The sequence below is a fragment of the Rhizobium sp. UFLA01-1127 genome, from assembly GCF_059803845.1.
In genome coordinates, this window is record NZ_JAUQTZ010000045.1 from 22,787 (window position 1) to 45,744 (window position 22,958).

The 22,958-nt window shown below is 60.9% G+C and carries 22 protein-coding genes; 19 read left to right on the forward strand and 3 right to left on the reverse strand.

Features of this window, described 5'->3' with window-relative positions; genetic code table 11:
* Nucleotides 1-136: 136 nt before the first annotated feature.
* From Q4Q11_RS13710 to Q4Q11_RS13720, 3 genes are all read left to right on the forward strand, one after another.
* A complete protein-coding gene (locus tag Q4Q11_RS13710; RefSeq protein WP_498569822.1) occupies nucleotides 137-748 on the forward strand; it encodes a hypothetical protein in 612 nt (203 codons plus the stop codon).
* 127 nt (nucleotides 749-875) lie between these two features.
* Nucleotides 876-1,736 carry a cytochrome b/b6 domain-containing protein gene (locus Q4Q11_RS13715; protein ID WP_498569823.1) on the forward strand — a complete coding sequence of 287 codons (861 nt, stop codon included), beginning with the start codon at nucleotides 876-878 and terminating at the stop codon, nucleotides 1,734-1,736.
* Nucleotides 1,733-2,509 carry a molybdopterin-dependent oxidoreductase gene (locus Q4Q11_RS13720; RefSeq protein WP_112507799.1) on the forward strand — a complete coding sequence of 259 codons (777 nt, stop codon included), beginning with the start codon at nucleotides 1,733-1,735 and terminating at the stop codon, nucleotides 2,507-2,509. The genes Q4Q11_RS13715 and Q4Q11_RS13720 overlap by 4 nt, the downstream gene beginning before the upstream one ends.
* A 96-nt stretch (nucleotides 2,510-2,605) precedes the next feature.
* On the opposite strand, the gene Q4Q11_RS13725 is transcribed toward Q4Q11_RS13720, so the two are convergent.
* Nucleotides 2,606-3,478, reverse strand: a complete 873-nt coding sequence (locus Q4Q11_RS13725) for a helix-turn-helix domain-containing protein (RefSeq protein WP_498569824.1) — start codon at nucleotides 3,476-3,478, stop codon at nucleotides 2,606-2,608.
* A gap of 95 nt (nucleotides 3,479-3,573) precedes the next feature.
* Between Q4Q11_RS13725 and Q4Q11_RS13730 the strand changes: the two genes are divergently transcribed.
* Together Q4Q11_RS13730 and Q4Q11_RS13735 are read left to right on the forward strand one after the other, a co-directional pair.
* Nucleotides 3,574-5,136 (forward strand): 4-hydroxyphenylacetate 3-hydroxylase N-terminal domain-containing protein, encoded by a 1,563-nt coding sequence (locus Q4Q11_RS13730; protein ID WP_498569825.1) that lies wholly within the window; start codon nucleotides 3,574-3,576, stop codon nucleotides 5,134-5,136.
* 10 nt (nucleotides 5,137-5,146) lie between these two features.
* Nucleotides 5,147-5,659 (forward strand): flavin reductase, encoded by a 513-nt coding sequence (locus tag Q4Q11_RS13735; protein ID WP_112508092.1) that lies wholly within the window; start codon nucleotides 5,147-5,149, stop codon nucleotides 5,657-5,659.
* Nucleotides 5,660-5,745: 86 nt separating this feature from the next.
* Here the strand turns inward: Q4Q11_RS13735 and Q4Q11_RS13740 are convergent, their stop codons facing one another.
* The gene (locus Q4Q11_RS13740) at nucleotides 5,746-7,224 is read right to left on the reverse strand and encodes an aldehyde dehydrogenase (RefSeq protein ID WP_498569826.1); all 1,479 of its coding nucleotides are present in this window, start codon (nucleotides 7,222-7,224) and stop codon (nucleotides 5,746-5,748) included.
* 56 nt (nucleotides 7,225-7,280) lie between these two features.
* A complete protein-coding gene (locus tag Q4Q11_RS13745) occupies nucleotides 7,281-8,735 on the reverse strand; it encodes an APC family permease (RefSeq protein WP_498569827.1) in 1,455 nt (484 codons plus the stop codon).
* Nucleotides 8,736-9,052: 317 nt separating this feature from the next.
* On the opposite strand from Q4Q11_RS13745, the gene Q4Q11_RS13750 reads away from it, so the two are divergent.
* The 14 genes from Q4Q11_RS13750 to Q4Q11_RS13815 form a co-directional block, all read left to right on the forward strand.
* The gene (locus Q4Q11_RS13750; protein ID WP_498569828.1) at nucleotides 9,053-9,796 is read left to right on the forward strand and encodes an IclR family transcriptional regulator; all 744 of its coding nucleotides are present in this window, start codon (nucleotides 9,053-9,055) and stop codon (nucleotides 9,794-9,796) included.
* A 41-nt stretch (nucleotides 9,797-9,837) separates the two neighbouring features.
* Entirely contained in the window at nucleotides 9,838-11,091 is a 1,254-nt protein-coding gene (locus Q4Q11_RS13755) for a Tm-1-like ATP-binding domain-containing protein (RefSeq protein ID WP_498569829.1), read from the forward strand.
* Nucleotides 11,052-11,738, forward strand: coding sequence for an HAD family hydrolase (locus Q4Q11_RS13760; RefSeq protein WP_498569830.1), 687 nt, complete (start codon nucleotides 11,052-11,054; stop codon nucleotides 11,736-11,738). The genes Q4Q11_RS13755 and Q4Q11_RS13760 overlap by 40 nt, the downstream gene beginning before the upstream one ends.
* Nucleotides 11,739-11,755: 17 nt before the next feature.
* Entirely contained in the window at nucleotides 11,756-13,111 is a 1,356-nt protein-coding gene (locus Q4Q11_RS13765) for an aspartate aminotransferase family protein (protein WP_498569831.1), read from the forward strand.
* A 2-nt stretch (nucleotides 13,112-13,113) separates the two neighbouring features.
* On the forward strand, nucleotides 13,114-14,397 hold the full coding sequence (locus Q4Q11_RS13770) for an aspartate aminotransferase family protein (RefSeq protein WP_498569832.1): 1,284 nt from the start codon (nucleotides 13,114-13,116) through the stop codon (nucleotides 14,395-14,397).
* Between the two features lie 7 nt (nucleotides 14,398-14,404).
* Complete coding sequence (locus Q4Q11_RS13775; RefSeq protein ID WP_498569833.1) at nucleotides 14,405-15,424, forward strand: homoserine kinase; 1,020 nt, start codon at nucleotides 14,405-14,407, stop codon at nucleotides 15,422-15,424.
* Between the two features lie 54 nt (nucleotides 15,425-15,478).
* Nucleotides 15,479-15,865, forward strand: coding sequence for a 5-carboxymethyl-2-hydroxymuconate Delta-isomerase (locus Q4Q11_RS13780; RefSeq protein ID WP_498569834.1), 387 nt, complete (start codon nucleotides 15,479-15,481; stop codon nucleotides 15,863-15,865).
* Between the two features lie 43 nt (nucleotides 15,866-15,908).
* Nucleotides 15,909-17,426, forward strand: a complete 1,518-nt coding sequence (gene hpaE, locus Q4Q11_RS13785) for a 5-carboxymethyl-2-hydroxymuconate semialdehyde dehydrogenase (RefSeq protein ID WP_498569835.1) — start codon at nucleotides 15,909-15,911, stop codon at nucleotides 17,424-17,426.
* A gap of 37 nt (nucleotides 17,427-17,463) precedes the next feature.
* Nucleotides 17,464-18,444, forward strand: coding sequence for a 3,4-dihydroxyphenylacetate 2,3-dioxygenase (gene hpaD / locus Q4Q11_RS13790; protein ID WP_112507773.1), 981 nt, complete (start codon nucleotides 17,464-17,466; stop codon nucleotides 18,442-18,444).
* A 68-nt stretch (nucleotides 18,445-18,512) separates the two neighbouring features.
* Entirely contained in the window at nucleotides 18,513-19,967 is a 1,455-nt protein-coding gene (gene gabD / locus Q4Q11_RS13795; protein ID WP_498569836.1) for an NADP-dependent succinate-semialdehyde dehydrogenase, read from the forward strand.
* Nucleotides 19,968-19,990: 23 nt separating this feature from the next.
* Nucleotides 19,991-20,863 (forward strand): fumarylacetoacetate hydrolase family protein, encoded by an 873-nt coding sequence (locus Q4Q11_RS13800; protein ID WP_498569837.1) that lies wholly within the window; start codon nucleotides 19,991-19,993, stop codon nucleotides 20,861-20,863.
* Entirely contained in the window at nucleotides 20,863-21,666 is an 804-nt protein-coding gene (gene hpaH / locus Q4Q11_RS13805; protein ID WP_498569838.1) for a 2-oxo-hept-4-ene-1,7-dioate hydratase, read from the forward strand. The genes Q4Q11_RS13800 and hpaH overlap by 1 nt, the downstream gene beginning before the upstream one ends.
* A gap of 11 nt (nucleotides 21,667-21,677) precedes the next feature.
* Complete coding sequence (gene hpaI, locus Q4Q11_RS13810) at nucleotides 21,678-22,484, forward strand: 4-hydroxy-2-oxoheptanedioate aldolase (RefSeq protein ID WP_498569839.1); 807 nt, start codon at nucleotides 21,678-21,680, stop codon at nucleotides 22,482-22,484.
* A 164-nt stretch (nucleotides 22,485-22,648) separates the two neighbouring features.
* A partial coding sequence (locus Q4Q11_RS13815; protein WP_498569840.1) for an SDR family NAD(P)-dependent oxidoreductase occupies nucleotides 22,649-22,958 on the forward strand: 310 nt, incomplete at its 3' end.

Consider the following 22,958-nt stretch of genomic DNA (forward strand, 5'->3'; position numbering starts at 1 on the left):
GACGGAATTAAGAGACAATCCGGTGTCGTCGACACGATGCATTTGCGGATTGCCCCGTTTCCAAAGCGATCACCCTACCCGCTCCAGATAGCCGGATGGGGATCATGTCGAAAAGATCGAAGAGATGGAGAGCAGAATGTCGCTCACGAAGTTGAAGATCATGGGTGTGGCGCTGGCGCTCGGCGCGATGACCGCACTATCCGCGCATGCTACCGACAAGGCGCGCGTTCGCGGCGTCGTGGAAAGCCTCGGTGGCGATACGCTGATGGTCAAATCGCGCGAAGGCAAGGATGTGACGATCAAGTTGAAGTCCGGGTGGGCCGTCAACGGCATCGTCAACGCCTCCGTGACAGACATAAAGCCCGGGGATTTCGTCGGCATCGCCTCCGTTCCGACCGACAGTGGCATCAACGGCGCGCTTGAAGTGCTGATCTTCCCAGCCGCGATGAAGGGCACCGGCGAGGGCGATTACGGCTGGGATCTGAAGCCGAAGAGCTCGATGACCAATGCGACCGTTGCCAGCGCCGTCACCTCGGTCAACGGCCCTACCCTGTCGCTCACCTACAAGGGCGGCGAGAAGAAGATTTCGATCCCGCCGGGCACACCGGTCGTCACCTTCGGCACGGCAACGAAGGACGACATCAAACCCGGCGCCGGGGTCATCATCAACGGCACGACCGCTGGAGACAACACGGTTGAATCCGACCGTGTTCTGGTCGGCATAAACGGCGTCATTCCGCCAATGTAACGCATCCATGCCGACATCATGGGTTGCCCGGTTGCCGATGGCATCCGGGCAACTTCAACGGACAGCGATATCGTCGCAGCATGTAATTTCAGATGCCGCTTCCCGGCGACAGTCAGGAGAACCATCCATGGCAAGCATCGAAGAGATCGGCACCGCGCCGCCATCTCCCCCGGCCAAGATCTTCATTCGCCGTCATTCGGTTCTCACGCGGATGACCCATTGGATCAACGTGCTGTGTCTGACGTTGCTGCTGATGAGCGGCATGCAGATCTTCAATGCCGACCCGCAATTGCATTGGGGCAATTACGGCGCCGTTGAAGATCCATCCTGGTTCGAGATAGCCAGCAATCAGGATGGCGACAACATCACCGGGACGTTGCGCATCGGCCGTCTGTCGATCACCACCACCGGCATACTCGGTGCTTCCACGGCCGACGGCGAAATGATGCCGCGCGCATTCCCGGCCTGGGCGACGATACCTAGCTACCAGGATCTTGCGGCTGGCCGGCGTTGGCATTTCTTCTTCGCCTGGCTGTTCGTCATCAACGGGTTCGTCTACCTCGCCTACGGCCTGATCGGCGGTCACTTCCGCCGCGATCTGGCGCCGACGGGTGAGGAGATCGCTCCCAGCAATATTTGGCATGAAATCAAGGACCACGCCCGCCTGCGCTTTCCGAAAGGCGAAAAGGCGCGGCGCTACAATGCGTTGCAGAAGCTGACCTATCTCATCGTTATCTTCATCCTGCTACCGCTGATGATCGGTTCGGGATTGACCATGTCACCCGCAATAGACGCCGGCTACCCCTTCCTGCTCGATATTTTCGGTGGTCGCCAATCGGCCCGCTCCATTCATTTCATCACCGCCTGGAGTTTAGTGGCCTTCGTCGTCGTTCATATCGCGATGGTCGTTCTCTCCGGTGTTTGGAACAACATGCGTTCGATGGTGACAGGCCGCTACGCGATCATCACCGAGGAGGCCGATCGATGAGCCCCATTTTCACCCGCCGCCGTTTTCTCATCGGCTCGGCCGCCAGTCTGGGTGCCGTGGGTCTGACCGGATGCGATGACATTTCTCAGAACCAACACGTGCAGAAAGTGCTCGCTCTGGCTGAGCGGCTAACCATGGGCACACAGCGGCTCATCGTTTCGCCGCAAACGCTTGCCCGAGAATATGCCGACGCGGACATCTCACCGAGCTTTCATCCGAATGGATCAACTCAACCAAACAGCGCCGAATATGTCCAGATGGTCGAAACCAAGTTCGCCGACTGGCGACTCAAGATCGACGGCATGGTCAACCGGCCGATGGAATTTTCGTTGGCCGACCTAAAGAAACTGCCTTCTCGTACCCAGATCACTCGTCACGACTGCGTCGAAGGCTGGAGCGCCATCGGCAAGTGGCAGGGTGTTCCTCTTGGGTTGATCCTGCAGACTGCGGGTTTGAAGCCGGGTGCCCGCTACGCCGTCTTCTATTGTGCGGACGAACTGGAGCAGACGCTCGACGGCAGCGGCCGCTACTACGAGAGTATTGACCTGATCGATGCCTTTCATCCGCAGTCGATCCTTGCCTATTCACTCAACGGCAAGGATCTGGAAGTCGAACACGGTGCCCCCTTACGCCTGCGCGTCGAGCGTCATCTTGGCTACAAACACGCCAAATACGTCATGCGCATCGAAATCCGTGATCGGTTTGATGATCTCTGGGGCGGCAATGGCGGATTTTGGGAGGATCGTGGCTACGAATGGTATGCCGGCATTTGAGATGTCATGCCGGACGTCAATAACTGGGCGCGGCGACCGTAGACGATATCGGCTGCCGTAAGCTCCACCAGTGCGTTTAGCGCTTGCTCCTCCTCATCATCCTCGCAGCAGGTTGCGCCGGCGCCAGGTGGCGGGGGAATCGCCAGCACGTTTGCGAAAGAATCTGGAAAAATAGGCCGGGTCCTCGAAGCCGATCTCACGACCGATGTCCTCCACCGGTCGGACGGTAAACATCAAGAGACGCTTCGCCTCGAGCAGACGCCGCTCCAGCAGCAACTCTTTGACGGACTGCCCGAAGACTTCGCGGGCAGCCTTGTCCAGGAGATGCGGCGTGGTCGCAAGCAGCTCCACATAGGCGCCGACCGGCCAATTCTTTTTGAAATGAAGATCGACCTGGCGGCGCAGCGCGAGGCCGAGCGAAACGGTTGCCGAGGTGGACGGCAACGGCAAACTGCCGCCAATACGCCCCATGAGGGACAATACGACGCCGATCAAGCCGCCCAGAACCTTTTCGCCTTCGGCTCCCCGCTCTCGATATTCTTCGGCAATCATGTCAAGAAGCGTGCGGAGCTTCGGCCATCCCGGATCCAATGGTTGGCCGGTCAGGAAAATCGGTGAGCCGAGACCGAGATCCGCCTGCTGTGCAAGCGTCTTCAACATATCGTCTGAAACCGAGACCACAATGGCGTCCGATGTGTCCTCGACGTCAAACCCATGCACGACGTTGCTCGGGACAAAGCTGATCGCCGGAGCAGAAAAATTCCAAGTCTCATCTTCGATCCGATATGTTCCGCCGCCTTGCAACCAGCAGGTGATCTGCCCCATCGTCGGATGCAGATGCGGCGCAACATGGCCGAAATGCAGGGTCTTACGGGCCATGACCGTTTCGACGTGCAGGAATCCGACATCGAGCGAGCGGCTTGGCTCGCCATAAACAAAGAAATTCGGGATCTCGTTTCGAGTGACCATACCGGAAAAAGTACAAGCGAATTGCCCTCTTTGTCCATGGTTGCCCGGGAAATAGAAACTTAACATGTGTAATTATTGCATAGGGAGGAAGTCATATGCGCTCTGAGGATTTTCGCTCCGACGGCACCCGTCCTTTTACCGGCCAGGAATATCTGGAAAGCCTGCGCGACGGCCGTGAAGTCTACATCAATGGCGAACGCATTGCCGATGTGACGGCACACCCGTCGATGCGCAATTCCGCTCGCTCGATCGCCCGCATGTACGATGCGCTTCACGACGAGAAGACCAGGGATCGCCTGACCTCGCCAACCGACACCGGCAATGGTGGCTATACTCACAAGTATTTCCGCGTGGCCAAGTCGTCGGCCGAGCTTGTCGCTCAGCAGGGCGCCATCGCCGATTGGGCGCGCATGTCCTATGGCTGGATGGGCCGGACCGCCGATTACAAGGCGGCTCTTATGAACACGCTCGGCGCCAATGCAGACTGGTACGGTCCGTTCAAGGACAATGCGCTTTCCTGGCACAAGCGCGCCCAGGAATCCGTGCTCTTCATGAACCACGCGATCGTCAATCCGCCGATCGACCGCCACAAGCCGGCCGACGCCGTCAAGGACGTTTTCGTCCACATCACCAAGGAAACCGATGCCGGCATCTATGTCTCCGGCGCCAAGGTGGTGGCAACCTCGTCGGCGCTGACGCACTACAATTTCCTTGCCCAGAGCTCGGCGACCGTCACGGAAGACCCGTCGCTCTCGGTCATGTTCATCGTTCCGATGAATGCACCCGGGAACAAGATGTTCTGCCGCGTCTCCTATGAACAGACCGCCAATACGGTGGGACATCCCTTCGACTATCCGCTATCGTCGCGTTTCGACGAGAACGACGCGATCCTGGTGCTCGACAATGTCTTTGTGCCTTGGGAGGATGTGCTCGTGCTGCGCGATACGGCAAAGATTCTCTCCTTTCATCCGGCCTCGGGCTTCATGCATGGCTACTGCTTTCAGGGCTGCACGCGTTTCGCCGTGAAGCTCGATTTCATCGCCGGGCTGCTCGCCAAGGCATTGCGGGCGACCGGCGGCGATGCCTTCCGCGGCAATCAGGCAGCTCTCGGCGAAGTGATTGCACTTCGCCACATGTTCTGGTCGTTTTCCAACGCCATGGCCTACAATCCGCAGCCCTGGGCTAATGGTGCGGTATTGCCGAACATGGAGGCCGCGCTTTCCTATCGCACCTTCATGTCGGAGGCCTATCCGCGCGTCATCGAAACGGTACGCAAGGTCGTCGCCTCGGGGCTGATCTACCTGCCGTCTTCTGCCAAGGATTTCGGCAATCCGGAGATCGACCGTTACCTTGCTCAATATGTGCGCGGGTCCAACGACATGGGCCATGTCGAGCGCATCAAGATCATGAAGCTGCTGTGGGACGCCACAGGCACCGAGTTCGGCGGGCGGCACGCCCTCTACGAACTCAACTATGCAGGCGCACCCGAGGAAGTCCGCCTGCAGGTGCTGAAGGGTGCGGAGCGCGGCGGCCGGCTGAAGGAGATGGAAGCGTTGGTCGATCAGTGCATGAGCGACTACGATGAAAACGGCTGGACAGGAGATACCTGGCTTCCACCGCTCGGCGACAGCTCCCCCGTCCGCAATGCCGCCGAATGAGGTCATTGCCATGGAGGAGCAACTCTCGAAAACCGAATTCCGCAATGCGATGGCGCGAGTCTGTGCACCGGTGAACGTCATCACCACCAACGGTCCTGCCGGCCGCGGCGGCTTTACCGCCACCGCCATGTGCAGCGTCACCGACGAGCCGCCGACGCTTTTGATCTGCATGAATAGCCGCTCGGCGCAGACCACCCTCTTCCTGGAAAACCGCCGCTTCTGCGTCAATGTCCTGACGCAGGAACACAAGGAACTGGCCGGCTATTTCGCCGGTCAGCGCTCCGACATGGAGGAGCGCTACGCCGCGGCGGAATGGATCGATTTCCGTTCCGGAAGCCAGGCGCTTTCCGATGCCATCGTCTCCTTCGATTGCCGTCTGACGGAAGCACGCCTTGTCGGCACGCACCATATCTTCATCGGTGAAATCATGGAAATCCGCAGCCGTAAGGACGGACATGCGCTGCTCTATTTCGATCGCAACTATGTGCACGTGCCGACCCAAGCGGGCAGCTTCGGCGGCTAGCCGTCGAAGGTTTGACAAGTAACCGCCAGAAATAGAAACAGGGTGCCGACGATCACGCGGCACCCTGTTTGCATGCGAGAATACCTTTAAAGCTGAATCCAAGCCGTCTTCAGATCGATATACTTGTCGAGCGCATGCAGCGACTTGTCATGGCCATTGCCGGATTGCCTGACACCGCCGAGAGGCACGCTGTTATCCGCGCCGCCATAGGTGTTGACATGCACCACACCGGCGCGAATGCCCCGCACCATCCGGTGGGCTCGCGACAGGTTCGATGTCCAGACGGCCGAGGCAAGGCCGTATTCGGTGGCGTTGGCGATCCGCAGAGCTTCCGCTTCATTGTCAAAGGGAATGATCGACAGAATGGGGCCGAACACCTCCTCCTGCGCCAGGGTCATCGATGGCGTCACGTCGAAGACGGCCGGCCGCATGTAGTATCCGCCGGTCTCCTCAAGAATACGCGAGCCGCCGGTTCGCAAAAACGCGCCTTCCGACACCGCCTGCGAGACATAGCCGAGATCCTTCTTCAGCTGGATCTCGCTGGAGATGGCCCCCGCTTCCGTCGTCAATTGCAGGGGATCGCCGACCTTCATGGTCTCGGCGATGCGCGCGACCTTCTCTGAGAAGGTTTCATGGATCGACTTCTCGACCAGCAGCCGCGAGCCGGCGACACAGACCTGGCCGCAATTGCGGAAGATACCGTAGGCCGACACCTTGGCCGCCTGATCGAGATCGGGCGCATCGGCAAAGACGATATTCGGAGACTTGCCGCCAAGCTCCAGGTAGACGCGCTTCAGGTTGGAGCGCGCCGAATATTCCAGAAGCCGCCGCCCGATCGGGCCGGAGCCGGTAAAGGCGAGCACATCGATATCCATGTGCAATCCCAGCGCCTCGCCGCAGATTGCGCCACGGCCGGTGACGACGTTGAAGACGCCTTCGGGCAATCCCGCTTCGGCGCAAATTTCAGCAAGCTTCAGCAGCGTCAACGAGGCGCCCTCGGCGGGCTTCAGCACGACAGAATTGCCGGCTGCAAGCGCCGGGGCAATCTTCCAGGCGCCGATCATCATTGGGAAGTTCCATGGCACGATGGCGGCGACGACGCCGATCGGTTCGCGATGGACGAGACCGAGAATATTGACGGCCGTCGGCGCGATCTCGCCATAGACCTTGTCGATCGCCTCGGCATAGTAGCGGAACGTGCCGGCGGCACTCCCGGGCTCCGCCTTCAGCGCCATCGAGATTTCCGTGCCGTTGTCGCGCACCCCGAGCACGGCGAGCTCAAGCGCGTTCTTCTCGATCAGCTCGGCAATCTTCAAGAGCACTTTCTTGCGCTCGGCCGGCGCCGCCTTCGACCAGCTACCCTTTTCGAAAGCGTGCCGCGCCGCCTTGACCGCGAGATCGACATCTTGCGTGCCGGCATCGGCAATCGTGGTCAGCTTTGTTCCGTCGATCGGCGAAATCACGTCCATAGCCGCACCGCTGACCGGCTGGCGCCATAGGCCGCCGACAAACAATGCCTGCGCGGAAACGGATAATGTCCGGAGCTTGTCGATCTTGTCCTGCATCTCATTCTCTCACAAAGAGGGTGGCGGGCTTCCCCGCCACCGCGATTGGAACTGGTTCAAGCTTCCTGGCCGGCACCGAGGCGGGCATAGCCTGCCGCATCCGACGACTTCAGGCGAGCCGCCGCGATGAAACCGATGATGCCTGCGATCAGCACGAGCCCCGGCAGCAACACGGCCAGCGTACCATTGGCACCCGCGATCGCGCCGAAATTCGCCGAGATATAATAGACGAGTGCCAGCAGAATGAGTCCCGTTACGATCGGCAACACCTTGATCGCCAGAACATTACGCTCAAGTCCTGGATTGCGGCTGAAGAACACGACGATCGAGAAGGCGGTGAAAGCCATCAGCAGGATGATTGCGAGCGTCGCGACATTGGTGAGCCAGGAGAAGAGCGCCAGCACCGGATCCTGATCCGTAATCGCAAAGAGCGCGACGACGAGCACGGCGATGACGGTCTGAATAATCGAGCCGACATGCGGGCTCTGGAAGGCTGGATGCGTGACGCCGACCGACTTCGGCAGCAGACCCTCGCGGCCTGCAACATACATGTAGCGCGCCACGCCATTATGGAAGGCGAGGATACCGGCAAACAGGCTGGTGATGAAGAGAACGCTCATCACGACGGTGATCCAGTGGCCGACATAGCGCTCGGCAAGGCCGAAGAGGAAGGTCGTCGGATCGGCGAGGCCCTGCAGGCTCGGTACGAGCTTATCGACGCCGGCGCCAGCCACCATCAGCCAGGAGGTCAGCATATAGAAGATGCCAATGATGAGAACGGAGATATAGGTCGCACGCGGCACAGTCTTTTCCGGCTCACGAGCCTCTTCGCTATAGATGGTCGTCGCTTCAAAACCGATGAAGGCGGCAAAGCAGAACAGCAGGCCGATCGCCGGCGTTCCGCTCCAGAAGGCTGTCGGCGTAAATGGTGCGGCGGAAAGACCGGCATCGCCGCCCTTGGCGAAGATTGCGGCGTCGATGACGAGGACGACCAGATATTCGAGAATGACGAGCACCGTCAGCACCTTGGCTGAAAGATCGACACGGCGGTAGCCGAAAACGGCGACAAAGGCGATGCCGATAAAGCTCCAGACCCACCAGGGAAGATCAAGACCAAGCTGCTCGGCGAAGAAGCCTTTCGTTGCCGCACCGAAGAGCCCGAGAACGCCGACCTGCATGGCGTTATAGGCGAGGATGGCGATCAGCGCGGCGGCACCGCCCATGAGGCCGCCAAGCCCTTGGGCCGTATAGGCATAGAAGGCGCCGGCATTGCGGATATGGCGAGCCATGGCGACATAACCGACCGCAAATAGCAGCAGAATGCCCGTCACCAATAGAAAGGTGAGCGGAATACCCGGTCCGTTGCCGAGCATCATGGACAACGGTACGCCGCCGGCGACCGCCGTCAGCGGCGCCGCGGCCGACACCACGAGAAAGGTCACGGCGCCGACGCCGAGACTGTTTTTGCGCAGCTGGTTTTCAGCCGGAGTTTGCGAATTTTGCGTGTTCATCTGCGTTCGTTCCCCTTGTTTAAGAACATCCGATCATCGCCGCGACTGCCGCGTGCGACCTCCACCAAAAACCGGACTGACGAACGGGGCTTATGCTTTCGTTGATTTTACCGCCGCCAGCGCCTCGGGTTCATTATTTGAACCATAGTTTCAAATATAGACTTGCAAACATCACCGGCCTCTGTCAAGTTATTTCGCATGTTAAGTATCTTGGGTCGCTGCTATCGTGCCGCGGCGTGAGGTCTGCGAACTGATTTGACGGAAAGCCCCGGCTGGACGGACAAAATCGAAACCTGACCAACCCAAGAGGAGGAATGATGAGCACGATCGGAAAGGCGCTGGCATTGCTGGACACCCTGTCACGGCTGGACAAGGAGGCGGGTCTGACCGACATCGCCCGCCAGTGCGCGCTGGACAAGGCGACGGCGCGACGCTTTCTCGTGGAGCTGGAAAAACATGGCTTCGTCGAGCAGGATCCAGATACGCGCCGCTATCGCATCGGTTCGGCACCGGTCCGCCTCGCCCGTATCCGGGAAGCGCGTTTTCCCTTCCTCCGCGTCGCAATTCCGTTCATCGAAGCACTTGCCGAATCATCGACCGAGACCGTTCATCTCTCGGAGTTCGCAGGTGGCCAGCTTTCGACCATTCATGTGGAGGATCCGCCGCGCGCGCACCGCATCATCATCGATGTCGGCAGCCTCCTTCCCTTCCATGCGACAGCATCAGGCCTCGCCTTTCTGGCTTTCTGCCCACGAGCAGAAATCGACGCAGCGCTTAAAAAGCCGCTCGAAAAGTTTACCGACTACACCGTCACCGATCCCCGATTGCTGCTTACAATGCTCGATGAAACCGCAGCACGGGGCTTTTCCATCATTGACCAAGGCCTGGAGGCCGGCGTCATCAGCACGGCCGCGCCGGTGCGCTCGCCGAGCGGCCGCCCGATTGGCTGTGTGGCCATCGCCGCTCCGCTCTCGCGCACCAACACGGCCGCCATTCACGAATTCGGCACGCAGGCTGCGGCCGCGGCCAATGCGATCTCAGAAAAATATTACGGGTCGTAAAGACCCACGGGAACCATTGCGAAACTCAGGAGGACGGATTGATGAGCCCGGAGGCTCCCTCACCAAGGATACTCGTCATCGGAACCGGTGATACCAAATGCGACGAACTGCAATTCATGGCATCCGTCATCTCTGAAGCCGGCGGCCGGCCGGTCATGATGGATGTCAGCGTTCTCAGCGAACCGCCCTATTATCCAGACTATTCCAAACATGACATCGCCGAAGCTGCCGGAACCACGATTAGCGCGATTGCAGAAAGCGGCGATGAAAACAGCGCCATGGCGGCCATGGCCAAGGGTGCATCGGCCCTGACACTCCACCTCTATGAAGAGGGGCTCGTCGACGGCATCATCGTGCTCGGCGGCTCCATGGGAACGGATCTGGCGCTCGATGTCGCCGCCGTCCTGCCGCTCGGCGTCCCGAAGTTCGTTGTTTCGACCATTGCCTATTCTCACCTCATCCCGCCCGAACGCATTGCGCCGGACCTGATGATGATCCTGTGGGCCGGTGGTCTCTATGGGCTCAACAGCATCTGCCGCTCCGTGCTCTCGCAAGCCTGCGGCGCGGTCGTGGGCGCTGCAAAGCACGGTATCAAGCCCAATCGCGAGCGGCCACTTGTCGGCATGACGTCACTTGGCTCCTCCTGCCTGAAATATATGAAGTATCTGCGGCCCGAGCTGGAGAAGCGCGGCTACGACGTCGCCGTATTTCATTCCACCGGCATGGGCGGACGCGCCTATGAAGCGATCGCTTCGAGGGGTGACTTTGCCGCTGTCTTCGACTTCTGCATTCAGGAAGTCAGCAATCATCATTACAGCAGCGTCGTGACCTCTGGGCCTGATCGTTTGGAAAACGCAGGACGCGCCGGCATTCCGCAGATCGTCGCACCAGGTGCAGTCGACATGGTCGATCTTCAGGCATGGCAGCCCGTGCCAGAGGTCTTTGCTGAGCGCCCGTATCACGCCCACAACCGGCTGATCGGGTCGGTAACGACATTGGCGGAAGGGCGGCGTGAGGTCGCCCGTTTAATCGGGGAAAAACTGAGGCGCGCCGAGGCGAAGGTCGCTTTCCTGCTGCCGACCGAAGGATTGCAGGAATGGGACAAGCCGGACGAGCCGCTGCATGATCCCGAGGGCCTCGACGCCTTCATCGACGAAATGCGCCGCGCCGTTCCGCCTTCCGTCATTCTGCAGGAAGTCGATGCCCATATCAACGCGCCGGCCTTTTCAGCGGCAGCACTCGCCATCTTCGATCAATGGGTGGCCGAAGGCGTCATTCCGGAGGGACGGCCGTGACGCAAAACAGCGCGCTTATCCTCGACTTTGGCGGCGTCGTCACACGCACGCTGTTTGAGACGCACGACATTACCGAACGCGCGCTTGGCCTTGCCAAGGGATCGCTGACCTGGCTCGGTCCATTCGACACGACGACGGACCCGCTCTGGGTCGCCATGCAGAACCGGGAGATCACCGAACGCGACTACTGGCTCACGCGAGCAGGCGAAGTCGGGAAGCTTGTCGGCGAAAACTGGACTGACATGCAGACCTTTGTGCGCCGGGCACGCGGCGCCGAGCCGGAACTGGCTCTGCGCCCGGAAGCGCGCGGTGCCATCCTGCGCGCCAAGGAAGCCGGCCTGAAGCTGGCGATCCTGTCGAACGAACTCGACCTTTTCTATGGCGTCGAGTTCCGCCGGCGTTTTCCGCTGATCGAGCTTTTCGACGTCATTGTCGATGCCACTTACACGAAGATCCTGAAACCCGATCCCCGCGCCTACGAGCTCGTTCTTGCCGAGCTCAACTTGCCGCGCGAGGCCTGCGTCTTCGTCGACGACCAGAAGAAGAACATCGAGGGCGCCGAAGCCGTGAGCCTGCCTCATGTGCATTTCGACGTGACCCTCCCTGCAGAAAGCTATGCCCGCGCATTTGCCATGCTGGGGCTCTGAACAACAAGGAATTTGACATGCGTGAGACCAATTTCATCATCGAAAACAACGCCCGCCATCTGTGGCATCCGATGGCCCATCCCGCGGAAATGCAGGCCAACCCGCCGCGCATCATCAACTCAGGCGAAGGTGTCGAAATCGTCGACATTCAGGGCAAGAAAGTGCTGGATGCAGTCGGCGGTCTCTGGAACGTCAATCTCGGCTATTCCTGCGAGCCGGTGAAGAAGGCGATCCGCGACCAGCTCGACGAGCTGCCCTATTATTCGACCTTTCGCGGCACAACCAACTCGCCGCTGATCGAACTCTCCTACGAGCTTGCCGAATGGTTCAAGCCGGATGGCCTCAGCCGTTCCTTCTTCACCTCGGGCGGCTCGGATTCGGTCGAAACCTGCCTGCGGCTGGCGCGCCAGTTCCACAAGGTCAATGGCCAGCCCGAGCGCACCAAGTTCGTCGCGCTGAAGAAGGGCTATCACGGCACGCATTTCGGCGGCGCCTCGGTGAACGGCAACCAGAATTTCCGCCGCAACTATGAGCCGCTGCTCCCGGGCGCGATCCACCTCCCCGCTCCCTTCCCCTATCGCAACCCGTTCAACACCACCGATGGTGCCGAGGTCGCGGCTGCGATCGGCAGGCTCTTCGAGGATGAGATCGCTTTCCAGAGCGCCGATACAATCGCGGCTCTGATCGTCGAACCGGTGCTCGGCGCTGGCGGCGTCATCGTCCCGCACGAAACTTTCCTGCCGCTGATGCGCGAGATCTGCGACCGCCACGGCATTCTCTTGATCGCCGACGAGGTCATCACGGCGTTCGGCCGCACGGGCGCCTGGACCGGATCTCGCCTCTGGGGCGTGCAGCCGGACATGATGTCGACGGCCAAGGCAATCACCAACGGCTATTTCCCCTTCGGCGCCGTGATGATCTCCGACAAGGTGGCGCAGGTCTTCGAAAGCAACAAGAGCGCAGTCGGCAGCATCGGCCATGGCTACACCTATTCCGGCCACCCTGTTGGCGCCGCCGCAGCTCTTGCCACCTTGAAGGAAACCAGGCGGCTCAACGTCGCCGATAATGCGGCGGCCCGCGGCGAAGAGCTACTGGCCGGCCTGAAGAAACTGCGGGACAAGCATGAGCTGGTGGGCGACGTGCGCGGCAAGGGCCTGATGTGTGCCCTTGAACTCGTCAGCGACCGCGCAAAGAAGAGCGGCGCCGCCAAGGACGTCATCCAGAAGGTGCAGGACGCAACCTATGATGCCGGCGTTCTCGTGCGCACCTCGGGGGCTAATGTCATCATGTCGCCGCCGCTGATCGTGACCGCAGAAAATGTCCAGACAATGCTGACCGCGCTCGACGCAGGTCTCACCGCCGCGAGGGGCTGATCATGTCCGACAACGCAGCCCTCATCGCACGTCGTGAACGGCTTTTAGGCCGCAACATGTCGCTCTTCTATGACGACCCCGTGCATCTCGTGCGCGGGGAAGGCGTCTGGCTATGGGACGCCGATGGCCGCAAATATCTCGATTGCTACAACAATGTGCCGCATGTCGGCCATTGCCATCCGCGCGTGGTAGAAGCGATCACGCGGCAGGCCTCGACGCTGAACACGCATACCCGCTACCTGCACGAAGGCATCCTTGACTACGTCGAGCGGCTGACGGCAACCTTCGACAAGAGCCTCGATGCCGCGATCCTGACCTGCACGGGGAGCGAGGCGAACGACGTGGCGCTGCGCATGGCGCAGGCTGTGACCGGCAAGACCGGCGTCATCGCCACGAACCATACCTATCACGGCAACACGGCGGCCGTATCGCAGCTCTCGACACGCATGCCACCGGTAGGCGGCTACGGCGGCCATGTCCGACATGTGCCGGCGCCGGACAGCTATCGTCCGCTCGGCGATGAAGGCGGAAACCCCTTCGCTGCGGCTTTCGCAACCGAAGTCGAGAAGGCAATCGCCTCGCTTCAGGACACACCGCACGGTTTCTCGGCCATCATCATCGATCCGTTCTTCGCCAATGAGGGCTTTCCGGATCTGCCGCCCGGCTTCCTGGACAAGACAGTCGCAGCCGTGCGCAAGGCCGGCGGCCTCGTGATTACCGACGAAGTACAGCCCGGTTTCGGCCGCACCGGCACGCATATGTGGGGTCACCAGCACGCCGGCATTGTTCCCGATATCGTCACGCTTGGTAAGCCGATGGCGAACGGGCATCCGGTCGGCGGCGTTGTTGCCAATGTTGACACGATAAATGCTTTCCGCAAGGCATTCCGCTACTTCAATACCTTCGGCGGCAATCCTGTCTCCTGCGCTGCGGCCATGGCCGTGCTCGACGTCATCGAGGACGAGGACCTCATCGAGAATGCCCGCAGCGTCGGCGAATACACGCGCGATGCCTTCAAGAGGTTGGCGCAGAAGCATTCGATCATCGGCGAGGTGCGCGGCAGCGGCCTTTTCATGGGTACGGAATTCGTGCTCGACAAGCAGACGAAGGAGCCGGCTGCCGCCGAGGCGACCCGGATCGTCAACGCCATGCGCGAAAGCGGCGTGCTGATGGGCAAGATCGGCATTTACCAATGCGCGACGAAGATCCGCCCGCCCATGCCGTTCACCAGGGAAAATGCCGATTTCATGTTGTCGATCTTCGACGACGTTCTGTCCGGCCTGTGAGGCTGATATGGCTGATCAGCTGCCGCAAACCATCCGTAACGCCCTGCAGAAACGTGCGCGGGAGGCACTCGACCATTGGCCGGCGCAGGCGCATGAACCGGTCCTGATGAAATATCGCGAGAACGCCGTCTTCCGTATTACATTGAAAGACGGCCGGTTCGCCGCCTTGCGGCTGCATCGGCCGGGCTATCACGACGAGACGAACCTGCGCTCGGAGTTGCATTTCATGGCCGCACTCAAGCTCGGCGGCCTCGATGTCCCGAGCCCCGTTCCGACGGACGGCGGGCAGAGCCTCGTGCGCCTACCGGCGAGCAAGCATTTTCCCGAGCAGTATGCCGACGTGGTAAGCTGGATCGAAGGCGTTCCGCTTGGGCTAAGCGGAACACCGCTATCCCATCCAATCGACATGCAGACGGCTATCTTCTTCCGCATCGGCCAGGGCATGGCGACCATGCATGAGCTTGCCGACGCCTGGGCGCCGCCCGAGCGCTTTCGGCGGCCGGCATGGGATGTTGAAGGCCTGGTTGGGGAAAAGCCGCTATGGGGGCGTTTCTGGGATTGTCGGGGTCTTTCGGCCGACAGCGTCATCGCGCTCTCGGCTCTGCGTGCCAAGCTGCGTCGCACCCTTGCGGCTGCAAACAATCAAGACCTCGACTACGGATTGATCCATGCGGATCTGGTGCGGGAAAACATCTTTCTGACGGGTACTGATGCCAATATTGCCTTCATTGATTTCGACGATGCGGGGCATGGCTTCCGCCTCTTCGATCTCGCAACGACCCTGCTCAAGAACCGCAACGAACCGGCCTATCCGGCAATCGAGACAGCATTGATTGCAGGCTATCGCAGCCGGCGCGCGCTTTCAGACGCGACCCTGGCAAGCCTGCCGCTCTTCATGGTGCTGAGAAGCCTCACCTATATCGGGTGGCTCGCTGAACGTCCGGAAATCCCGGACAGCGCCGAACGCTTGTCACGATATGTCGACGAAAGTCTGGAGATGGCGAGAAAGCTCGACGCTGCCGCTTGACATCCTTCACACAATTGTTAACGTGTTAAATAATTGTGGGTACGGGAGGACTTCATGCCGCATCTCGCCATCGAATATTCGGCCAATCTGGAGGGCCGCGCCGACATCGGCGCGCTTTGCGAGCGGTTGCTCGAGACGATTCTCGACACCGGCCTTTTCGAAGTCGGGGCCGTGCGGGTGCGCGCCTTTCGCGCCGAATATTACGCCATCGCCGACAAGCTGCCCGAAAATGCCTTCGTCGATCTGAACTTCCGCATCGGCAAAGGCCGCACGGATGAGGAAAAAAAGCGCACCGGCGAAGCGATCTTTGCCGCGGCAGCCGACGTTCTTGGCCCTCTATTCGAAACACCGCATTTCGCTCTCTCGCTGGAGATCCGCGAGATCGACACGGAGCTGAGCTGGAAGAAAAACGCCCTTCATCCGCGGCTGCGCGGCAAGTGACACTTCCCCTTCGCGGGACGACGTAACACCAAAGGAATAGACGATGTCCAAACTGCAGGAAAACATCGCAAAGGCTGAGGGCTTTCTGGCCCGGTTCAAGGACCGCGGCGTACTCAACCGCATCAATGGCGAGGATGTGCGCGCCGACGACGGCTCGACCTTCGAGACCATCTCGCCTGTCGATCTGAAGCCGCTTACCACCGTTGCGTGCGGCAAATCAGCCGATATCGATCGCGCCGCGAAGGCCGCAAGAGCTGCCTTTGCCGAGTGGGCTGCCATGCCGGGCGACGCCCGCAAGAAACTCCTCCACAGAATAGCCGACGCGATCGTCGCGCGTGCCGAAGAAATCGCCTTCGTCGAGTGCATGGATACAGGGCAATCGCTGAAGTTCATGGCCAAGGCCGCCCTGCGCGGGGCGGAAAACTTCCGCTTCTTCGCAGACCGCGCGCCGGAAGCGCGCGACGGCAAGGCGCTGCGCACCGAGGGCCAGACGAACCTGACGACGCGCGTGCCGATCGGCCCGGTCGGCATCATCACGCCCTGGAACACGCCCTTCATGCTGTCGACCTGGAAGATCGCGCCGGCTCTTGCCGCCGGCTGCACCATCGTCCACAAGCCGGCCGAATTCTCGCCGCTGACGGCCCGCCTGCTGGTCGAGATTGCCGAGGAGGCCGGCCTGCCGAAGGGGGTGTGGAACCTCGTCAACGGCTTCGGCGAGGATGCCGGCCGTGCACTCACGGAACATCCGCTGATCAAGGCGATCGGCTTCGTCGGCGAAAGCCGCACCGGCTCGATGATCATGAAGCAGGGTGCCGACACACTGAAGCGCGTGCACTTCGAGCTCGGCGGCAAGAACCCGGTCATCGTCTTTGCCGATGCCGATCTGGAGCGCGCAGCCGATGCCGCCGTTTTCATGATCTATTCGCTGAACGGCGAGCGTTGCACGTCGTCCTCGCGCCTGCTGGTCGAGGAAAGCGTCTACGACAAGTTCACCGCGATCGTCGCCGAGAAGGCCAAGCGCATCAAGGTCGGTCATCCGCTGGACCCGGAAACCGTCGTCGGCCCGCTCGTTCATCCGGTGCACGAAAAGAAGGTGCTGGAGTATATTGAGATCGGCCGTTCGGAAGGCGCCACGCTTGCCGCCGGCGGCGAGAAGGTCAACGGCCCGGGCGGCGGTTGCTATGTCTCGCCCACGCTCTTCACCGGCGCCCACAACCGGATGCGCATCGCCCAGGAAGAAATCTTCGGGCCGGTGCTGACCGCCATACCCTTCAAGGACGAAGCCGATGCGCTGGCATTGGCCAACGACGTGCAGTACGGCCTGACGGGCTATCTCTGGACGTCGGACGTCACCCGCGCCTTCCGTTTTACCGATCATCTCGAAGCCGGCATGATCTGGGTCAATTCGGAAAACGTCCGCCATCTGCCGACTCCTTTCGGTGGGGTCAAGAGCTCCGGCATCGGCCGCGACGGCGGCGATTGGTCCTTCGATTTCTACATGGAAACCAAGAACATCGCGTTTGCCACCAAGCCGCACGCCATCCAGAAACTCGGCGGCTGAGCCGCCAACACACAAGTACGCATAAGAGGAGGAACAAATGCCCCTGCCGAAACCCAATCTCTATCCGCCCTTCAACATCGTGCGCCTCAGCCATGTCGAATTCGGCGTCACCGATCTTGCCAAGTCCCGCGCCTTCTATGTCGACACGCTCGGCCTGCAGGTGACGGACGAGACGGCGGATACGATCTACCTGCGCGCGATGGAGGAACGCGGCCATCACTGCATCGTGCTGAAAAAATCCGACAAGGCCGAAGCGCGCGATCTCGGCTTCAAGGTCTTCAGCGACGAGGACCTCGACAAGGCGGCGCATTTCTTCAAGGGCAAGGATCTTCCAGTCGAGTGGGTCGAGCGTCCCTACCAGGCACGGACCTTCCGCACCCGCGATCCGCATGGCATACCCCTCGAATTCTATTCGAAGATGGACCGCCTGCCGCCGATCCATCAGAAATACGCGCTCTACAAGGGCGTAAAGCCGCTCAGGATCGACCACTTCAACTGCTTCTCGACCAATGTCGACGAGAGCGTCGCCTTCTATAACGAACTCGGCTTCCGCGTGACCGAGTATACGGCGGATGAAGAGACCGGCCGTCTCTGGGCTGCGTGGACGCACCGCAAGGGCGGCGTCCACGATATTGCCTTCACCAATGGCCGCGGCCCGCGCCTGCACCACACCGCCTTCTGGGTGCCGACGCCGCTCAACATCATCGACCTGCTCGACCTGATGGCGACCACTGGCTGGGTTGCCAATATCGAGCGCGGTCCGGGACGCCATGGCATCTCCAACGCCTTCTTCCTCTACATTCTCGATCCGGACGGCCACCGCATCGAGATCTACTGCTCGGACTACCAGACAGTCGATCCCGATCTGGAGCCGATCAAGTGGGATCTCAAGGATCCGCAGCGTCAAACTCTTTGGGGCGCACCTGCTCCCAAATCCTGGTTCGAACATGGTAGCCTGTTTGCCGGTGCTGATGTGGCCGAGCCTGACCTGAAGGCACAGCCGATTATCGCGCCTTAAGCGTTACTCTTGAGAGCGGGCGAAAACGCCCGCTTCTCATCAACGTTCGAAAGCGCAAGGAGTCCGTCATGAATTTGAAAGACGCAACATTGTTCCGGCAGGCCGCATTGGTCGGCGGCGACTGGATCGAAGCCGATCCGTCCAACGCGATCAAGGTCGACAATCCCGCGACCGGCGAGATTATCGGCCTCGTTCCCAATCTGGGCGCTGCCGAAACCAAGAAGGCGATTGCCGCAGCCGAAGCCGCGCAGAAGGAGTGGGCCGGCCGCACCGCCAAGGAGCGCTCCGGCATCCTCAGGCGCTGGTTCGAGCTGATGATGGCGAACCAGGACGATCTCGGACGCATCCTGACGGCCGAGCAGGGCAAACCGCTGCCCGAAGCCAAGGGCGAGATCGCCTATGGCGCAAGCTTCATCGAATGGTTTGCTGAAGAGGCGCGCCGCGTCTATGGCGACATCATTCCCGGCCACCAGAAGGACAAGCGCATTCTGGTGATGAAGCAGCCGATCGGCGTCGTCGCGGCGATCACGCCGTGGAACTTCCCGAATGCGATGATCACCCGCAAGGCGGGGCCCGCCTTTGCCGCCGGCTGTGCCATGGTGCTGAAGCCTGCCTCGCAGACGCCGTTTTCGGCGATTGCGATCGCAATCCTTGCCGAGCGTGCCGGCCTGCCCAAGGGTCTGTTCAGTGTTCTCACCGGCTCGGCCCGTGCGATTGGTGGCGAGATGACCGCAAGCCCGGTCGTGCGCAAGCTCACCTTCACCGGCTCGACGGAAGTCGGTGCCGAACTCTACAAGCAGAGCGCACCGACCATCAAGAAACTGGGGCTGGAGCTTGGAGGCAATGCGCCCTTCATCGTGTTCGACGATGCCGATCTCGATGCTGCCGTCGAAGGCGCGCTGATCGCCAAGTTCCGCAACAACGGCCAGACCTGCGTCTGCGCCAATCGCCTTTACGTTCAGGACGGCGTTTACGACGCCTTTGCGGGAAAGCTTTCCAAGGCTGTGGGCTCGCTGAAAACAGGCAACGGCTTCGATGAAGGCATCAATCTCGGTCCGCTGATCGATGAGGCAGCCCTTGCCAAGGTCGAGGAACATGTGGCCGACGCGCTTTCGAAGGGCGGCCGCGTCGTCGCCGGCGGGCATCGCCATCAGCTCGGTGGGCGCTTTTATGAGGCGACCGTTCTTGCCGACGTGACCCCTGCCATGGCCGTCGCGAAGGAAGAGACCTTCGGGCCGGTTGCTCCCCTCTTCCGCTTCAAGGATGAGGCCGACGTCATCGCGCAGGCCAACGACACCGAGTTCGGCCTTGCCTCCTATTTCTATGCCAAGGATCTCGCCCGCGTCTTCCGGGTGGCCGAAGCGCTGGAATACGGCATGGTTGGTGTCAATACCGGCCTGATCTCGACGGCAGAAGCGCCGTTCGGCGGCGTCAAGCTCTCCGGCCTCGGTCGCGAAGGCTCGAAATACGGCATCGAGGAATTCACCGAGATCAAATATGTCTGCCTCGGCGGCGTCGTCTGAGGTCAAGAGAAGGCCATGAAAGCATGACCCATCCCAGATTCCTGTCTTTTTCGAGAAATGGCCGTCACGGCTACGGGCTTGCGGTCGACGGCGGTGTCGTCGACCTCTCGACCCGCCATGGCGCGACATGGCCGACGCTACGTGAGGTGATCGAGGCCGATCGCCTCGTTCAACTCGCAGAGGAAGCCAAATCGTTGAGGCCGGATTTCGCACTGGACGACATCCGCTTCGAGATTCCCATTCCGTCACCGGAAAAGATCATTTGCGTCGGGGTCAACTTCCCCGACCGCAACGAGGAATACAAGGATGGGCAGGCAGCACCCTCCAATCCCTCTCTCTTCATCCGCTTTCCGCGGTCGTTTACCGGGCACGACCAGCCTTTGATCCGGCCGCCGGAAAGCCCGCAGCTCGACTACGAAGGCGAGATCGTCATCGTGGTCGGCAAGGGCGGCCGCCGGATTGCCGAAGCCGATGCCTTTTCCCATATCGCGGCTCTCTCGCTTTGCAACGAAGGCACGATCCGTGATTGGGTTCGGCACGCAAAATTCAACGTTACCCAGGGCAAGAACTTCGACAATACCGGTGCGATCGGCCCCTGGCTGATCCCGTTCACCGATGCCGCCCAGCTTGAGGACATCGAGCTCAAGACCCGCGTCAACGGCGAAGTGCGCCAAAGCGACCGCACCAGCCGCATGATCTTTTCCTTCCGCAAGATCATCAACTACATCTCCACCTTCACCACGCTCATTCCCGGCGATGTGATCGTCACAGGCACGCCGACCGGCGCCGGCGCCCGTTTCGATCCGCCGATCTGGCTGAAACCCGGCGATGTCGTCGAGGTCGAAGCCGATGGTCTAGGTATCCTCAAAAACACGATCGCCGACGAGGTGCGCTGATGCTGTCGCAAGACGAAATCCAGGCTGCGGCCGAAAGCCTCGATCAGGCCGAGCGGACGCGTGTCCAGACCGGGCTCCTCTCGCTCAAGTACCCGCAGATGACCATGGACGATTCCTATGCCGTCCAGAGTGCCTGGGTGAAGAAGAAGATCGCGAGTGGCAGCAAGCCGATCGGCTGGAAGATCGGGCTGACATCGAAGGCGATGCAATATGCCCTCAACATCAACATTCCGGATTCTGGCGTGCTCTTCGACGATATGGTCTTCGAAGACGGCGCGACTGTGCCGGGCGACCGTTTCATTCAGCCTCGCATCGAAGCCGAGATCGCTTTCGTCATGAAAGCGCCGCTCAAGGGGCCTGATGTCACGATCTTCGACGTGCTGAATGCCACCGACTACGTGACGCCAGCGCTTGAAATCCTCGACACGCGCATCCTCCGGGTCGATCCCGACACGAAGAAGGCGCGCACCATCGTGGACACCATCTCCGACAACGCCGCCAATGCCGGTATCGTCACCGGCGGCCGCGCCGTGCGGCCCGGTGAGATCGACATGCGCTGGGTGGGCGCGATCGTCAGCCGCAACGCCGAGGTGGAAGAAACCGGCCTTGGCGCCGGCGTTCTCAACCAGCCGGCACGCGGCATCGCCTGGCTTGCCAATCGTCTCTCGCAATACGGCGACGGCATCGAATCCGGCCAGATCGTGCTTGCCGGGTCGTTCATTCGCCCGATCGAGGCGCGGCATGGCGATACGATCCATGCCGATTTCGGCCCTTACGGATCGGTCAGCCTGTTCTTTGCCTGAAGGAGTGAACCATGCCGGCGCCCAAAAATCTTTTCAAGCAGGCCCTGAAGGAAGGGCGGGCGCAGATCGGCCTCTGGCAGGCGCTTGCCAATGCCTACACGGTCGAAATCTCAGCCGGTGCCGGCTACGACTGGCTGCTGCTCGATGCCGAGCATGCGCCGAACGACGTGCCGCTTCTCGTCTCGCAACTGCAGGCGATGAAGGGCACGGAGAGCCATGCGGTGATCCGCCCGCCGATCGGCGAGACCTGGATCATCAAGCAGATGCTCGACATCGGCGCGCAGACGCTGCTGATCCCGATGGTCGACAGCAAGGAGATGGCCGAGACCATGGTCAAGGCGGTCAGATATCCGCCGCATGGCGTGCGCGGCGTCGGAGCAGCGCTTGCCCGCGCCTCCGCTTTCAACCGCATTCCCGACTACCTTGCGACGGCCAATGATGAGATCTGCCTGCTGCTGCAGGTGGAAAGCCGCGCGGGACTTGCGGCGCTCGACGATATCGCCTCGACGGAAGGCGTCGATGGCGTCTTCATCGGACCATCCGATCTCGCGGCCGACATGGGCTATCTCGGCAAGCCGGGTGCGCCGGAAGTGCAGGCAGAAGTCGAAAAGGCGCTTGCAAAAATCCAGGCGCATGGCAAGGCGGCCGGCATTCTGATCGGCGATCTCTCGCTGGCCAAACGCTACCTCGAGCTTGGCGCCACCTTCGTTGCCATCGGTAACGACGTTACCCTGCTTGCCAACGCCACGATCAAGCTCCTCGACGATTTCAAAAACGCGGATGCCACCAAGCCGCCTCAAGACGTCAAGGTCTATTAATCGCAGAGGCCGCCCTCCCCGGCTCGCCTGACTTTGCGCCTCGCCACGCAAGTTTCGGCATAGAGAAAGCATTGTGCACGCTCAGTCAAAACGGACTGCACAGCTGGACACGACGCCTCCGCACGCATCGGTCATCATGAACCCGAAAGCCAAGAGGAGGAAACATGCGTTTCAAGAACAAGACCGCCCTGATCACTGGCGGCGGTACAGGCATTGGCGCGGCGGTCGCGCGCCGCATCCGGCAGGAAGGCGGCAATGTCGCGCTTGTCGGGCGTCGTCCCGAGCCGTTGAGAAGCGTCGCCGAGGAGATCGGCGCAACCATCGTCGCGGCCGATGCCGCCGATGGTGCAGCGATGAAGGCTGCCGTAGAAAAAGTGGTCGAAACGCATGGCGGCCTCGATATACTGATCGCCAATGCCGGCGGGCATGGTGTCGGACCGACGGTCAGCATGTCGGATGAAACATGGGACCTCG